Origin of the sequence: Duganella sp. CY15W (genome assembly GCF_009857555.1) — a bacterium.
GTDB classification, from domain to species: domain Bacteria; phylum Pseudomonadota; class Gammaproteobacteria; order Burkholderiales; family Burkholderiaceae_D; genus Rugamonas; species Rugamonas sacchari.
This window is the reverse complement of record NZ_WWCQ01000003.1, coordinates 1,011,930-1,026,793: the sequence shown is the minus strand read 5'-3', so window position 1 is coordinate 1,026,793 and position 14,864 is coordinate 1,011,930. Positions and strand designations below refer to the sequence as shown.

Here is a 14,864-nt window from a genome sequence, read left to right as displayed (position 1 = left end):
TACAAACAAACGACTACTCTTATGGCCACCAAAAAAATCTTCCCGACCAAGTCCTCGGCGAGTCTGACGCCCTGGCTGTGCATCGCTGCTCTCGTCATCCTGATCGACCAGCTGACCAAAATCACCATCACCAAGACCTTCCAGCTCGGTGAAGAGAAAGCCATCACCTCGTTCTTCAACCTGGTCCTGGCCTACAACAAGGGCGCGGCCTTCAGCTTCCTGAGCAACAGCGGTGGCTGGCAGCGCTACTTCTTCACCGGCATCGGCATCGTCGCCGCCATCTTCATCGTCTACCTGCTGAAGAAAAACGGCAGCCAGCGCATGTTTGCCTGGGCGCTGTCGCTGATACTGGGTGGCGCACTTGGTAACGTCATCGACCGCCTGCTGTATGGCCACGTGGTCGACTTCCTGGATTTCTACTGGCGCGGCCTGGGCCACTTCCCGGCCTTCAACGTCGCCGATTCGGCGATCTGCGTCGGCGCTGGCCTGTTCATCCTGGACGAACTACGCCGGGTGAACAAATAACACGGAGCAGCCATCATGATGGAATTGACTGGTAAGAAAATCGTTCTCGGCCTGTCGGGCGGCGTCGCCTGCTACAAAGCCGCAGAACTGTGCCGCGCCTTTACCAAGGCCGGCGCCACGGTGCAAGTGGTGATGACCGAAGCGGCCACCCACTTCATCACGGCTGTCACCATGCAGGCCCTATCCGGCCGCCAGGTGTACACCGACCAGTGGGACCCGCGCGTCAACAACAATATGGCCCACATCGACGTCACGCGCGATGCGGACGCCATCGTCGTCGCGCCATGCTCGACGGACTTCATCCGCAAGCTGGCCCATGGCGCCTGCGACGACCTGCTGTCGACCATGTGCGTAGCCCGTCCGCGCCACGTGCCGCTGCTGATCGCACCCGCCATGAACGTGGAAATGTGGCAGAACCCGGCCACCCAGCGCAATGTGCAGCAACTGCGCGACGACGGCATCACCATCTTCGGCCCGGCGGCCGGCGACCAGGCTTGCGGCGAAGTAGGCCTGGGCCGCATGCTGGAGCCGGAACAGCTGCTGGAAGAAGTCATCGCCTCGTTCCAGCAGAAAGTCCTGGCGGGCAAACGCATCATGATTACCGCCGGCCCGACCTTCGAACCGATCGACCCGGTACGCGGCATCACCAATCTGTCTTCTGGCAAGATGGGCTACGCCGTAGCACGCGCTGCGCGTGAAGCCGGCGCCGAAGTGACGCTGGTATCCGGCCCGGTCACGCTGCCAGTGCCGTTTGGCGTCCAGCGCATCAACGTGCAGAGTGCACAGCAGATGTTTGATGCAGTGATGGCCGACGTCGATCACCAGCACATCTTCATCGCGGTGGCAGCGGTGGCCGACTGGCGCATCGCCAACGCCAGCGAACAGAAACTGAAGAAGAATCCGGACGGCACCGCACCCGACCTGAAGTTCGAGCAGAATCCGGACATCCTCGCCACGGTGGCAGCCCGCACCAACCTGGCAGGCCACCCCTACTGCGTCGGCTTTGCCGCCGAATCGGAAAACCTGGTGAAGTTCGGCGCCGACAAGCGCGAGAAAAAAGGCATCCCTCTGCTAGTAGGGAATATCGGCCACCACACCTTCGGCCAAGACGACAACACCATCATCCTGTTCGACGAAAACGGCCACACCATCCTGCCGCGCGCCGACAAGCTGACGCTGGCGCGCCAACTGATTTCGGAGATCTCGAAACGGATCTCGCAACACTCCTTATTTGCTAAATAAATGAAAAACGTAGACGTTAAAATCCTTGACCCGCGCATGAAAGACCAGCTGCCGGCGTACGCAACGCCAGGTTCGGCAGGTCTGGACCTGCGCGCCTGCATCGACGCGCCGATGGTGATTGAAGCCGGCCAGACCGTGCTGATTCCGACCGGCCTGGCGATCCACGTCGCCGATCCGGGCTATGCGGCCATGATCCTGCCGCGCAGCGGCATGGGCCACAAGAACGGCATCGTGCTGGGCAATCTGGTAGGCTTGATCGACTCCGACTACCAGGGCCAGTTGATGATCTCGACCTGGAACCGCGGCCACAGCGCCTTCACGCTGAACCCGATGGAACGCCTGGCGCAGCTGATTATCGTACCGGTCGTGCAGGTCGGCTTTAACGTGGTTGAGGAATTCGACACCAGCGAACGCGGCGCCGGCGGTTTCGGCAGCACTGGCAAACACTAAAAAATGGAGACGGAGCACAGGGATGAACAAGACGCATAACATTGGTATATTCTCCCTTGTGGCGGCAAGCGCGCTGCTATCCGCCTGCTCCACCTTTCAGGCCACGCCGGCAGCGCCGGAACCTGCGCCCGCAGTGGTCAGCAGCGTGACCGAAGAGCCGCCCGTCGTCACCGCCAAAATGGCCACAGCACGCGCGCAACTGAGCCAGATGGTGGCGCTGCAGGACCGCCTGTACCGGATTGCCGCTCCCCTCCTCATCAACAACGCGGACCTGTGCCGCACGCAGGCGCGCAACCTGCTCGGCTTCACCGCCAAGAACAAATACTCCTACTCCGGCGAATTTGTCGATGCCGCCGAAGCGGTGCTGAACTACGGCGACCGCCTGGAAGTGGCCAGTGTGCTGTCCGGCAGCGGCGCCGCACGCGGCGGCCTGCGCAAGGGCGACGCCCTGATCGCCGCCAACGGCAAAGTGCTGCCAGTGGGCGCCAATGCGGAAACGCTGGCGGCCGGCATCCTTGGCCCGCTGGCCAGCAGCAGCCAGTCGCTGGACCTGACCGTGTCGCGCAATGGCGCCACCCAGCAGCTCAAAGTGCCGGTGACGCGCGCCTGCGCCTTCAAGATCGATATCGGCAACGCCGATAACGTCAATGCCTATTCCGATGGCCAGCGTGTGATGATCACGCGCGGCATGGTCAATTTCGCGCAGAGCGACGAGGCCATCGCCTACGTGCTGGCCAAGGACATCGCCCACAATGTGCTGGGTCACGCAGCCACCACCAAACAGGCTTATACCATCGGCAGCATCATCGACAACCTGGTGGCCGCGCGCCCCGATGTCTCCATGTTGATCGGCACCGCTGGCGTCAAGCCGATGCCGCAAGACCTCGATGCGGCAGCCGACTACCTGTCGCTGTACATGGTGGCGCGCGCCGGCTACAAGGTGGATGGCGCACGCGCCTTCTGGCAGCGGCTGGCCACCCAATATCCAGCCTCGGTGCTCAACGGTTATACTGCTAATCACCCAGCCGTCGCCCATCGCCTGACCGTGGTCGACAAGACGGTGACGGAAATCAGGAACAAGCAGGCTGCCAAGCGGCCTTTGATCCCTTAACTTGCGGAAGTGCGCCATGAACAAGTCCGGCCTGATCGCAGTGATGTTGATGTTGGTGGCCGGCCTGGCGCAGGCGGCGCAATGGATGAAGGTCAGCGGCAGCGCCGGCAATACCGTCTACATCGATAAAGCCAGCGTCATCAAGATCGACAAGACGCGCAAAGTCTGGTCCATGCAAAACTATGCACGGCAGCAGAAAACCCCCGAAGGCAAGCTGTATCGCTCGGTGAAGATGCTGCACGTGTATGCGTGCGAAGAGCACACCACCACCCTGCTCGCGCAGGTCTACTATCCGGACACCATGGGCAAGGGTGAGCCGGTCGAAAACTACAAGTTCGAAAAATTCAACCCGGAAGACATCGTGCCCGACAGCCCGTTTGACAGCGCGCTGGCTGCGGCTTGCAAGATCTAATTGGGGAAGTTGGGGAACACCGTCGCCATCAGCCAGGTCAGGCCAGCGCAGACCAGCACAGCGAAAATCAGCACGATCAGCAGGCGGCCGAATTTAGGGCTACCATCATCTTCCTTGTGTGGCATCTCAGTTCCCTGCAAGCTTTAGAGAGCCGTAGTATATTCCATTCATGGACTCTATCGACCTCGAAGTATTGAAAACCAGCGCCGGATGGATCGCCGCCGGGCAGCGCTGTGAGCTCATCACCGTCATCAAGACGTGGGGCTCCAGTCCGCGCCCGATCGGCGCCACGCTGGCCATCTGCGAAGATGGTACTGTGATTGGTTCCGTCTCCGGCGGCTGCATCGAGGACGACCTCATCGCCCGTGTACGCAACGAGGGCATACACCGCACCACACCGGAAATCGTCAGCTACGGCATCACCGCCGACGAGGCCCACCGTTTTGGCCTGCCATGCGGCGGCACCATCGAGCTGTCGATCGAGCCGCTGTCGTCGCGCAGCCGCATCGACGAACTGCTGGCACGGCTGGAGCGGCATGAGCTGGTGCAGCGCCGCGTCGATCTGCACACCGGCGAAGTAGAACTGTCCAAGGCCGCTCCAGGCACGCAGTTGCAGGTCAGCGGGCAGGCCATGGTGACCATCCACGGTCCGCGCTGGCGGCTGCTGGTGATCGGCGCCGGGCAGCTGTCGCGCTTCTTGGCGCAGATTGCCACGGCCATGGATTACCACGTCATCGTCTGCGATCCGCGTGAAGAGTATCGCGCAGGCTGGCATGTGGACGGCGTGGAGCTGGTGCACGATATGCCGGACGATATCGTGCTGTCCATGCAGCTGGACCGGCGCAGCGCCGTGGTCGCGCTGACGCACGATCCCAAGCTGGACGACCTGGCGCTGATGGAAGCGCTGAAGTCGGAGGCCTTTTACGTCGGCGCCATCGGTTCGCGCAAGAACAACGCCAAGCGGCGCGAGCGTCTGCTGGAATTCGACCTGACGCCGGAGCAGCTGGCGCGCCTGCACGGGCCGATCGGCCTGTACATCGGCAGCAAGACGCCCTCGGAAATTGCCATCTCCATCCTGGCGGAGATGACCGCGATTAAAAACGGCGTCCCGACCGACATGATCGTGCCGCATGCCGCCGCGCCGACCACACCCGGCGACGCCGTGTGCGTGGTTGAAAGCGGCGCAGTTTAAAAGCAAGAAACGGCTGGCGTAAAGCCGCATCATCCGGCGACAATACCGGCGCTAACACACAACTGGAATCAGCATGAGCACCGCCAACCTACTTCGCCTTTTCCTGCTTGCCGCCATCTGGGGCGGCTCCTTCCTGTTCATGCGGATTGCCGCTCCCGTACTGGGCGCCGCCGTGCTGATCGAATACCGTGTGCTGTTTGCCTCCCTTTTCCTCGCAGCAGTCGGCGTATTCCTCAGGAAGAAGCTGGACCTGAAACAGCACTGGAAGCATTTCCTCATCCTTGGCCTGTTCAACTCCGCCCTGCCCTTCCTGATGTTTGGATTCGCCGCACGCACGCTGTCCGCGTCATTGCTGGCGGTGCTGAACGCCACCACGCCGCTGTGGGGCACGCTGATTGCCGCCGTATGGTCGCGCACCATGGTCAGCGGCAAAGTATTGCTGGGCCTCGCGCTGGGCACCTGCGGCGTCGCGCTGCTGGTGGGCTTTGACCACGTCAGCTCCAAGCCTGGCGCAGGCCTTGCGATTGCCGCCGTGCTGTTCGCCTCCTTCAACTACGGCATCGCCAGCAACTACGCCAAGCAGGCCAAGGCTGTCGAACCGTTTGCCAATGCACATGGCTCCATGTGGGCATCAACGCTGCTGGTACTGCCAGTGGTGCCCTTCTTCCCGGCTCCCGGCGAGCCCACCGTCGGCATCATGGGCGCGGTGATTGCCTTGGGCGTGGTCTGCAGCGGCATCGCCTACATGATTTACTTCCGCCTGATTCAGGACGTTGGTCCATCATCTGCCCTGACAGTGACCTTCCTTAGTCCGCTGTTCGGCATCCTGTGGGGCGTGCTATTCCTGGGCGAGACGGTGGGCTGGTACACCTTTGCCGGCGCAGCCATCGTCCTCACCGGCACGGCGCTGGTGACGGGCTTCCGCCCGAACCTGAGCTTCCTGCGCAAGGCGCCTGCGGCATGAAGCCGTTCACGCTGGAGCTGCCGGTAGATTACCGTCTGGACGACGTCCTGGCCTTTCACCGCCGCGACATTGAAAGCGTCGCAGAAGAAGTCAGCGCGGACCGGCTGCGCAAAGGCGTGTTGCTGGACGGCGTGCCAGTCGTGCTGGATATCGCGTTGCCACATGGAGAAAACGCCATCTGCACCGTCCACGCGGACGGCACGCTCAGCGCAGCGGGCAAGCAGCAGGCGCGCGAAGCGGCGCTCAGCATCCTCGGCCTGCGGATCGATCCCGCGCCATTCAGCACCTTCGTCAAAAAAGACAAACTGTTTGCCGCACTGGCGCGCAGGCAGACCGGCCTGCGCATCGTGCAATCGGCCACCATATTTGAGGCGCTGACCTGGGCCATCATCGGCCAGCAAATCAACCTGGCGTTTGCCATCTCGCTGCGCCGCGCATTTGTGCTGCAAGCAGGCCGCCAGCACAGCAGCGGCTTGTGGTGTTATCCCGATGCGCCCAGCGCAGCCCAACTGACGCTGGAAGACCTCACCAGCCACAAATTCTCGCGCGCCAAGGCGGAAACCGTGCTGCGGCTGGCCGCATTGGTAACCAGCGGCGAACTGCGTCTGGACGTCGCGGAAGATAACAGCATCGAACAAATCTCCGCCAACCTGCTGGCCGTCAAAGGCATCGGCCCGTGGACCGTCAACTACGGCCTGCTGCGCGGCTACGGCTATGCCGACTGTTCGCTGCACGGCGATGTCGCCATCCGCGCCGCGCTGCAAACACTGCTGGGCGAAGAGGCCAAACCCGACATCAAGCGCACCGAGGAAATCCTCGCCCGCTACAGCCCTCACCGCACCATGGCCGCCGCCCACCTGTGGGCTAGCCTGCACCCGCGCGACTAAATTTTGCTTGAGCCTGACGTTACGTCAGGCTCTACGCTCTCCCTACTACCAACGAGGAGAGCAATATGGCATTTCCATCCCCACCGAAGCCCAGCGCCTGGGTCACCGCCACTGCGCGTGCCGCACATCAGCTGTACGACGAACCGCTGATCCTGCCCGATCCACTGGCCCTGCGCATACTTGGCAGCGAACGCGAAGCTGAATTGCGCGCAGACGGCCAGCGCCAGCAGCATCCCCTGGCCGCCGCCATGCGCGCCACCATGGCCGTCCGCGCCCGCCTTGCCGAAGACAGCTGGGACGATGCACAGCAGCGCGGCGTCCAGCAATACGTGATCCTCGGCGCCGGCCTGGATACCTATGCCTACCGCAGTAACGCAGCGGCAGCACGCATTTACGAAGTCGACCTGCACGCCATGCTGCAATGGAAACGCGATTGCCTGCGCGCCGCCGGCATCGCGGAACCTGAGCACGTAAGCTATGTCGCTACCGACTTCACCACCACTGCGCTCATGGAAGACCTGCTGCAAGCTGGCTTCGATGCCGCGCAGCCGGCCTGCTGCTCATGGCTGGGGGTGAGCATGTACCTCAAACCGGATGAAGTCATGCGGACCTTGCGCGAGATCGCCGATTGCGCGCCGGGCAGCAGCATCGTGTTCGACTACTGCGTCCACCGCAAGCACCTGAGCGAACAGGAATGCACAGGCCTGGACTTCATCGCCGCATCGCTGGCCGCGCAAGGTGAACATCTGCAAAGCAGTTTCGAGCCGCCGCTGCTGGAACACGTGCTGCGCCAGCAGGGCTTCCGGCATATCGACGACTTCGACGCGCAGGCGCTCGGCACGCGCTACGGCACGCGCCTGAGCGGCATTTTCCGCCTGCTGCGTGCCACGGTTTAAACTACCCGGCATGGAAAAGAATGTACTGAAAATCGGCGAACTGGCTTCGCGCACCGGCCTCACCGTGCGCGCCCTGCACCATTACGACAGCATCGGCCTGCTAACGCCATCTGCGCGCGCCGATTCCGGCTACCGCCTGTACAACCGCACTGATGTCGCGCGCCTGCACCGCATACAGGCGCTGCGCAAATTCGGCATGTCGCTGGCGGACATCGCCACCTTCCTCGATAGCGAAGACGCGCCATTTGCCGACATCGTCACCCAGCAGATCGACGCGCTGGACAAGCAGATCGAACAGGCCAGCGCGCTGCGTGGCCATCTCGCGCGCCTGCAACAGCAAATGGCGGGCGACGATGATCCCGCGCTGGAAGACTGGCTGGACGCGCTGGAGCAGATGAAACTGTACGAGCAGTACTTCACGCCGGAAGAACTGCGCCGACTGCCGTTCTGGCAGCAGGAGGCACGCCGCAACGCCCGCTGGCGCGCGATGGTCGGAGAAGCGCAAGCCATGAGGGCGCGCGGCGTCACGGCCGACAGCGAGGAAGCGCGACGGCTATCCCAGCGCTGGATGGAGTCACTTGAACATGATACCGGCGCCAATCCTGAATTCGCGTGGCGCATGTCGGCCATGCTGGAAAGTGAGGAACTGGCAGGGCGCCGCACGGTGGTACCGGTGGAGATCAAGGAATATATCGGCGAGGCCTTCAACGCCCACAAGATGGCGCTGTATGCGAAATACCTCAACGAAGAAGAGATGCGCCACCTGCGCGCCAACAGCCGCAAGCAGGTCAATGAATGGCTCAAGCTGTTCATGCGCCTGCATCAGCACATGCAGCAAGGTGTGCCGCCAGAGCATCCGTCGTCACAGGCCCTGGCGCAGGAATGGATGGTGCTGTTCCGGGCCCGCGCGGGCGACAGTGAGCACGTGCAGGCCAGGATACGCCATGCACATGACAACGAGCCCGAGCTGCTGAGAGGGACTTGGGTCACGCCAGCCATCATCGCCTACATCCGCCAGGCCGTGGCTGCTTGCAGCGCCGCTTGATCGCGCATAAAGTGAAAGTCCGCTTGCCGTTCTACGATGGTGCCCCATGGACGATCACCTCAACATCCTTTACGAAACCGATGCGCTGATCTGGACCGAAACCCAGATCGCCTTGCTGCGCGCCGGACAATTCGATCAGCTGGATCTGGAAAACATCATTTCCGAGCTGGGGTACCAAGTGCGAAAAGACAAGAACGAAGTCGCCAGCCGGCTGCGCGGCTTGATGGCGCACCTGCTGAAGTACCAATTCCAGCCAGAGCGGCGCTCACGCAGCTGGGCCAACACAATCGATAATCATCGGGAAGAAATTCTGGGGGTGCTCAGGCAAATGCCCAGTTTGCGGCCGCAACTCGATGAATATGTCACGTACAATTATGCCAAGGCCGTACGCCTTGCCGCACGCGACACACGCAAATCCCCGTCCGCCTTCCCGGCAGAAAATCCCTACACCGTCGAGCAAATCCTCGACGAAGAATTTTTCCCGGGCGAAAACGAAAAAGCCGTTGAACCTTAACGGTATCAACGGCTTTAGAATTTGGTTGCGGGGACAGGATTTGAACCTGTGACCTTCGGGTTATGAGCCCGACGAGCTGCCAGACTGCTCCACCCCGCGTCTGTGCCGTTATTATAGGGCAGTTCGCGCGTTTAGGCAATATCAATCTCCGAAAGAAGCATGATAGATCGAATAAATGCCGAGCTGGCGGGACGGCTATCCTGCCGCGCGCACGGCAATCGGTGTAAAGTAAGCATAAAACCGACCTGTCCAATGAGTTTATGAAATTCTGTTCCGAATGCGCTTCCCCTGTCAGCCTGTCGATTCCGGCGGGCGATAACCGTCCCCGCTACGTGTGCACCAACGCCAGCTGCGCCACCATCCATTACCAGAATCCCAAGATGGTACTGGGCTCGATTCCCGTGTGGGAGCGCGGCGGCGAGCTGCAAGTGCTGCTGTGCAAGCGCGCCATCGAACCGCGCTACGGCTACTGGACGCTGCCGGCCGGCTTCATGGAAAACAATGAAACCACCAGCCAGGCGGCGATCCGCGAAACCCAGGAAGAAGCTGGCGCGAATATCAAGCTTGGCAAGCTGTTTACATTGCTCAACGTCGCGCACGTGCACCAGGTCCATATGTTCTACCTGGCTGAACTCATCGACCTCGACTTCGCGCCTGGCGAGGAAAGCCTGGAAGTCCAGCTGTTCACGGAAACAGAGATTCCCTGGGACGAGCTGGCCTTCCCCACCATCCGCACCACGCTGGAACTGTTCTTTGCCGACCGCGTAAAAATCCGCGAAGGCGGCAGCTATGGCTTCCACACGCAGGACATCAACCGCAATATGCGCTCTGACATCGAACCGGCGTGACGCATTAAGATGATTCCGTGGCTCGATACCGACACCCCGTTTCCGGATGTCTCCACCGCCTTGACGACCGAGGCGCCCGGCCTGCTGGCCGCCGGCGCCGACCTGTCGCCGCAGCGCTTGCTCATGGCCTACCAGCACGGCATCTTCCCGTGGTTCTCGGAAGGCCAGCCCATCCTGTGGTGGAGCACCGATCCGCGCATGGTGCTCATGACGGCAAACTTCCACGTCACCGACTCGCTCAGGAAAACCTTGCGTAAAGTAGAACGCAGCCGCAACGAAGGCGGCCGCTGGCAAGTGCGTTTCGACAGCGCGTTCGAACAAGTCATGCGCAACTGCGCCGCGCCGCGCCGCGATGGCCCCGGCACCTGGATCTCGGAAGACATCATTGCCGGCTACACCGGCCTGCACCGCATGGGTTACGCGCATTCGGCCGAAGTCTGGCTGGATGGCGCGCTGGTGGGCGGCGCGTACGGCGTCTGCATCGGCCGCATGTTCTATGGCGAGTCGATGTTTGCGCGCGTTACGGACGCCTCCAAGATCGCCTTGTACTATCTGGTGCGCTTCCTGCGTGACAATGGGGTAAGCATGATCGATTGCCAACAGGAGACCGGCCATCTGGCCTCGCTGGGTGCGGCGCCCATTCCGCGCGCCCAATTCCTGGCGCATCTGCGCAACAGTATTGAATTGCCTCAGATCACGGCATGGGAACCAATTGCACCACTCGCGCCAGCCAGTTAAGCTAGCGTAAAGACTCAACCACTCGCCCGATAGGACGTGCATGACGCACCTGAACGACCTGCCTTTCGCGACGCTGCAGTTTTACACAACGGCGCCCTACCCTTGCAGCTACCTCGACGCCCGTCAGGCCCGCTCGCAGGTGGCTACGCCTTCGCACCTGATTAATGCGGACGTCTACTCGGAGCTGGTCAAGAACGGCTTCCGCCGCAGCGGCATCTTTACTTATCGGCCATATTGCGATGGTTGCCAGGCTTGCATCCCGGTGCGCGTGGTGGCGGACCAGTTCAAGTCCAACCGCACCCAGCGCCGCGCCCGCATGAAGCATGGCGACCTGACGGCGGGCGTGGCCACGCTATCCTTCTCGGACGAGCATTACGAGCTCTACCTGCGCTACCAGAGCCGCCGTCACGCCGGCGGCGGCATGGACCAGGACAGCCGCGACCAGTACGCGCAATTCCTGCTGCAAAGCCGCGTCAACACGCGGCTGGTGGAGTTCCGCGAGCCGGGCGGCACGCTGCGCATGGTCAGCATCATCGACGTGCTGTCGGATGGCCTGTCCTCGGTCTACACCTTCTTTGATCCGGACGTGGAAGGCGCTTCCTATGGCACCTACAACGTGCTGTGGCAAATCGAGCAGGCGTGCGAACTCAAGCTGCCCTATGTCTACCTGGGCTACTGGATCAAGGAAAGCCCGAAAATGTCCTATAAAACCAACTTCAAGCCGCTGGAAGCCCGCATCAAGGGCGTGTGGAGCGTGCTGGACGCCTGATAAAATACGGGCGATCACCAACCAGAGCGCCCCATGTCCAACAAATTCCTGTATTCCCTGGCCCGTCCCATGCTGTTCTCGATGGACGCCGAAGCCGCCCACCACTTCACCCTGCCTGCACTGAAACGCGCCGCCGCATTGGGTCTGACCAAGCTGGTCGCCCAGCCCAAGGCCGATCCGCGCACCGTCATGGGTATCACGTTTAAAAACCCGGTCGGCCTCGCTGCCGGCCTCGACAAGGATGGCGCTTATATTGATGCGCTGGCCGACCTGGGCTTTGGCTCGATCGAAGTGGGCACGGTGACGCCGCGCGCGCAACCGGGCAATCCCAAGCCGCGCATGTTCCGCCTGCCGGAAGCGCACGCCATCATCAACCGCATGGGCTTCAACAATGGCGGCGTCGATGCGTTTGTGGCCAATGTGCAGTCCTCGCGCTTCTACCAGGACAAGGCTGGCGTGCTGGGCCTGAACATCGGCAAGAATGCCGATACGCCGATTGAACGCGCCACCGACGACTACCTGCACTGCCTGGAAAAGGTCTACCCTTACGCCAGCTATGTCACCGTCAACATCTCCTCGCCCAACACCAAGAACCTGCGCCAGCTACAAGGCGGTTCCGAACTGGACGGTCTGCTGAGCACCTTGAAAGACGCCCAGCTGCGCCTGGCCGATCAGCACCAGCGCTACGTGCCGCTGGCATTGAAGATTGCACCGGACATGGACGGCGACCAGGTCAAGAACATCGCTGATGCGCTGATCCGCCACAAGATCGACGGTGTCATCGCCACCAACACCACGCTGAACCGCGATGCAGTGACTGGCATGCTGCACGGCGCTGAGGCGGGCGGCCTGTCGGGCGCGCCGGTGTTCCAGTTCTCCAACACCGTGATCCACCTGCTCAAGGCCGAGCTGGGCGATGCGCTGCCCATCATCGGTGTCGGCGGTATCATGCAAGGTGCGGACGCCAAGGTCAAAATGGAGTGCGGCGCCCAGCTGGTGCAGCTGTACAGCGGACTGATCTACGCTGGACCTGCGCTGATCAAGGACTGCGCTGACGCGCTTCGCGGCCACTAAAAGGAAAGCATATGCAAACGGTACAACTGGGTAACAGCCATCTGAACGTCAGCAAGATCTGCCTAGGCACGATGACCTGGGGCGAGCAGAACACCGAGGCGGAAGCACACAGCCAGCTCGATTACGCTATCGAGCGCGGCATCAACTTCATCGACACGGCGGAAATGTACCCAGTGATGCCGCGCGCTGAAACGCAAGGTTCAACCGAGCGCTACATCGGCAGCTGGCTGAAAAAGAGCGGCCTGCGCGACAAGGTGGTGATCGCCACCAAGGCAGCCGGTCCCAACGCCAACGTCAGCTGGATACGCGGCGGCCGCGCGCGCAACTTCGACGCCGCCAATTTGAAAGCGGCGGTGGAAGCCAGCCTGCAACGCCTGCAAATCGAGCATATCGATTTATACCAATTGCACTGGCCCAGCCGTAACGCGCCCATCTTCGGCAACAACAGCTTCAATCCCCAGCATGACCGCGAGTGCGTGGCCATCGAAGACACGCTGGCCGCGCTGGGCCAGTTGGTCAAGGAAGGCAAGATCGGCGCGATTGGCGTCTCCAACGAAACCTGTTGGGGCGTCAACGAATTCATCAAGCAGGCCGAGCTGCAAGGCCTGCCGCGCATCGCCTCGATTCAAAACCTGTACAACCTGACCGCGCGCCACTACGAAACCAGCCTGCTGGACGAAACCTGCTACCGCGAAAACGTCAGCCTGCTGGCGTACAGCCCGCTGGCATTCGGCCAGCTGACCGGCAAGTACCACGACAATCCCAAGGCCCATGGCCGCCTGACCATCTTCCCGCCCAACTGGAGCCCGCGCTACCTGCGTTCGGGTGTGCTGGAAGCGGTGGCCTGCTACACCAAGCTGGCGCGCGCCAACGGCCTGACGCCAACGCAGCTGGCCCTCGGCTGGTGCTACTCGCGCTGGTTCGTGGCCTCGACCATCATCGGCGCCACCAACCTCGACCAGCTCAAGCAGAACATCGACGCGTTCGAAGTGCAGCTGCCGAAAGAAGTGATCCAGGCCTGCGACGCCATTCACGCACGCATCACCAACCCGGGCCAGTAAGGCTCATGCGATGTAGCGGCTGGGGCTGACGCCAAACTGGCGCTGAAATGCCGTGCCAAACGCCGCCAGGCTATGGTAGCCGCAGGCTAGCGCCGCGTCGGTCACGCTGGCGCCGCCGGCCAGGCGCGACACCGCGTGCAGCAGGCGTGCCTTCTGGCGCCAGGCCTGCAGCGTCATGCCGGTCTGCTGCGGGAACAGGCGCTGCATGGTACGCAGGCTGGCGCCAACTTCGCCCGCCAGTGCGGCGATGCCACGCTCATCATCCGGCTGCCGCAGCCAGTGCTGCGCCAGTTTCAACGCGCGCGGATCACCAGGCAGCGGCAACGCCAGGTCCTCATGGCCGGCCGACAGCAGCAAATCAATCAGCACGCCAGCCAGCCGCGCCTGAGCGGGCTCGTGCGGGGCCAGCATGCCAATGCCGAGGATGTGCAGGATCAGTTCGCGCAACAGCGGCGTCACCGCCAGCACCACCGGCATCTGCGGCAACGGCGCCGCGCGTTGCGCACCGATGTACAGCGTACGCACCGCCACCGCGCTTTCCATCTCGATGCGATGCTGCAACCGTGCTGGTACCCAGATGGCCCGTGTGGGCGGCGTCAGCCACGCCATGCTGGCGGTGCACACCCGCATCACACCCGACGCCGCAAACACCAGTTGTCCCCATGCGTGGCTGTGCTCTTCTATGACGGCGCCGGCACGGAAGCCCAGCGCCAGCGAGCGCACATCGTAGCCGTCGCCATCCATCTCAGGGAAACTGGAAGGCCGGGTCGTACTGCATGGCGCCCACCAGATTGCCTTCGGTGTCCTCAAAGTAAATCAGCTCCCCCACGCCTTCAATCCGGTAGGGCTGCATGACGATGCGTCCGCCGCCGGCCTCCACCGCCGCCATGGTGGCGCGCAGGTCGTCCACGCCCATGCTGGTTTCGTAGGCGGCGACGCGCACGCCGGGCACCAGTTCGCGGCGTTCCTGCAGTGCGCCCAGCAAACCCTGTCCGGCATTCTTGATCTGGTAAAAGCCGGGCGGCCCCCATGGGTCGAAGCGCCAGCCGAACACGCTTTCATAAAACGTCCTGGCACGGCCGACATCGTCGGCATTGATGGCAAAGTGGCGCAGTGTGGCTGACATGGCGATCCTC

Annotated in this window: 19 protein-coding genes and 1 tRNA gene; 16 read left to right on the top strand and 4 right to left on the bottom strand. The window is 62.3% G+C overall.

Features of this window, described 5'->3' with window-relative positions; translation table 11 throughout:
* Positions 1–21: 21 nt before the first annotated feature.
* Genes lspA through GTP58_RS19615 form a run of 5 tightly spaced genes read left to right on the top strand, consistent with a single transcriptional unit; the run spans position 22 to position 3,740 of the window.
* On the top strand, positions 22–525 hold the full coding sequence (lspA, locus tag GTP58_RS19635) for a signal peptidase II (protein WP_072781491.1): 504 nt from the start codon (positions 22–24) through the stop codon (positions 523–525).
* Between the two features lie 18 nt (positions 526–543).
* Complete coding sequence (gene coaBC, locus GTP58_RS19630) at positions 544–1,767, top strand: bifunctional phosphopantothenoylcysteine decarboxylase/phosphopantothenate--cysteine ligase CoaBC (protein WP_202413789.1); 1,224 nt, start codon at positions 544–546, stop codon at positions 1,765–1,767.
* On the top strand, positions 1,768–2,217 hold the full coding sequence (gene dut, locus GTP58_RS19625) for a dUTP diphosphatase (RefSeq protein WP_161078844.1): 450 nt from the start codon (positions 1,768–1,770) through the stop codon (positions 2,215–2,217).
* 22 nt (positions 2,218–2,239) lie between these two features.
* On the top strand, positions 2,240–3,328 hold the full coding sequence (locus tag GTP58_RS19620) for a M48 family metallopeptidase (RefSeq protein WP_161078843.1): 1,089 nt from the start codon (positions 2,240–2,242) through the stop codon (positions 3,326–3,328).
* A 16-nt stretch (positions 3,329–3,344) separates the two neighbouring features.
* Positions 3,345–3,740: a surface-adhesin E family protein gene (locus GTP58_RS19615; RefSeq protein WP_072781498.1), complete on the top strand. Its 396-nt coding sequence runs from the start codon at positions 3,345–3,347 to the stop codon at positions 3,738–3,740.
* Here GTP58_RS19615 and GTP58_RS31630 read toward each other — a convergent pair.
* Positions 3,737–3,865 carry a hypothetical protein gene (locus GTP58_RS31630; protein WP_255490708.1) on the bottom strand — a complete coding sequence of 43 codons (129 nt, stop codon included), beginning with the start codon at positions 3,863–3,865 and terminating at the stop codon, positions 3,737–3,739. The genes GTP58_RS19615 and GTP58_RS31630 overlap by 4 nt on opposite strands.
* A gap of 44 nt (positions 3,866–3,909) precedes the next feature.
* Between GTP58_RS31630 and GTP58_RS19610 the strand changes: the two genes are divergently transcribed.
* The 6 genes from GTP58_RS19610 (at position 3,910) to GTP58_RS19585 (ending at position 9,238) form a co-directional block, all read left to right on the top strand.
* Complete coding sequence (locus GTP58_RS19610) at positions 3,910–4,932, top strand: XdhC family protein (RefSeq protein ID WP_161078842.1); 1,023 nt, start codon at positions 3,910–3,912, stop codon at positions 4,930–4,932.
* Between the two features lie 73 nt (positions 4,933–5,005).
* The gene (locus GTP58_RS19605; protein ID WP_161078841.1) at positions 5,006–5,896 is read left to right on the top strand and encodes a DMT family transporter; all 891 of its coding nucleotides are present in this window, start codon (positions 5,006–5,008) and stop codon (positions 5,894–5,896) included.
* On the top strand, positions 5,893–6,783 hold the full coding sequence (locus GTP58_RS19600; RefSeq protein WP_161078840.1) for a DNA-3-methyladenine glycosylase: 891 nt from the start codon (positions 5,893–5,895) through the stop codon (positions 6,781–6,783). The genes GTP58_RS19605 and GTP58_RS19600 overlap by 4 nt, the downstream gene beginning before the upstream one ends.
* Before the next feature lie 65 nt (positions 6,784–6,848).
* Complete coding sequence (locus GTP58_RS19595) at positions 6,849–7,679, top strand: class I SAM-dependent methyltransferase (RefSeq protein WP_161078839.1); 831 nt, start codon at positions 6,849–6,851, stop codon at positions 7,677–7,679.
* A gap of 10 nt (positions 7,680–7,689) precedes the next feature.
* Entirely contained in the window at positions 7,690–8,724 is a 1,035-nt protein-coding gene (locus tag GTP58_RS19590) for a MerR family transcriptional regulator (RefSeq protein ID WP_161078838.1), read from the top strand.
* Between the two features lie 46 nt (positions 8,725–8,770).
* Complete coding sequence (locus tag GTP58_RS19585) at positions 8,771–9,238, top strand: DUF29 domain-containing protein (protein ID WP_161078837.1); 468 nt, start codon at positions 8,771–8,773, stop codon at positions 9,236–9,238.
* Between the two features lie 22 nt (positions 9,239–9,260).
* Here GTP58_RS19585 and GTP58_RS19580 read toward each other — a convergent pair.
* Positions 9,261–9,337 (bottom strand) — tRNA-Met (locus GTP58_RS19580).
* Between the two features lie 161 nt (positions 9,338–9,498).
* Between GTP58_RS19580 and GTP58_RS19575 the strand changes: the two genes are divergently transcribed.
* From GTP58_RS19575 to GTP58_RS19555, 5 genes are read left to right on the top strand one after another with little or no spacing between them, the layout of a single operon-like run.
* Positions 9,499–10,086 carry an NUDIX hydrolase gene (locus GTP58_RS19575; RefSeq protein ID WP_161078836.1) on the top strand — a complete coding sequence of 196 codons (588 nt, stop codon included), beginning with the start codon at positions 9,499–9,501 and terminating at the stop codon, positions 10,084–10,086.
* Between the two features lie 9 nt (positions 10,087–10,095).
* A complete protein-coding gene (aat, locus tag GTP58_RS19570; RefSeq protein ID WP_161078835.1) occupies positions 10,096–10,824 on the top strand; it encodes a leucyl/phenylalanyl-tRNA--protein transferase in 729 nt (242 codons plus the stop codon).
* A 40-nt stretch (positions 10,825–10,864) separates the two neighbouring features.
* Positions 10,865–11,593: an arginyltransferase gene (locus GTP58_RS19565; protein WP_161078834.1), complete on the top strand. Its 729-nt coding sequence runs from the start codon at positions 10,865–10,867 to the stop codon at positions 11,591–11,593.
* Positions 11,594–11,626: 33 nt separating this feature from the next.
* Entirely contained in the window at positions 11,627–12,667 is a 1,041-nt protein-coding gene (locus GTP58_RS19560; RefSeq protein ID WP_161078833.1) for a quinone-dependent dihydroorotate dehydrogenase, read from the top strand.
* Between the two features lie 11 nt (positions 12,668–12,678).
* Complete coding sequence (locus GTP58_RS19555; RefSeq protein WP_161078832.1) at positions 12,679–13,728, top strand: aldo/keto reductase; 1,050 nt, start codon at positions 12,679–12,681, stop codon at positions 13,726–13,728.
* 3 nt (positions 13,729–13,731) lie between these two features.
* Here the strand turns inward: GTP58_RS19555 and GTP58_RS19550 are convergent, their stop codons facing one another.
* Positions 13,732–14,472, bottom strand: coding sequence for a helix-turn-helix domain-containing protein (locus GTP58_RS19550; RefSeq protein ID WP_161078831.1), 741 nt, complete (start codon positions 14,470–14,472; stop codon positions 13,732–13,734).
* A 1-nt stretch (position 14,473) separates the two neighbouring features.
* Positions 14,474–14,854 (bottom strand): VOC family protein, encoded by a 381-nt coding sequence (locus GTP58_RS19545; RefSeq protein ID WP_161078830.1) that lies wholly within the window; start codon positions 14,852–14,854, stop codon positions 14,474–14,476.
* Positions 14,855–14,864 lie beyond the last annotated feature (10 nt).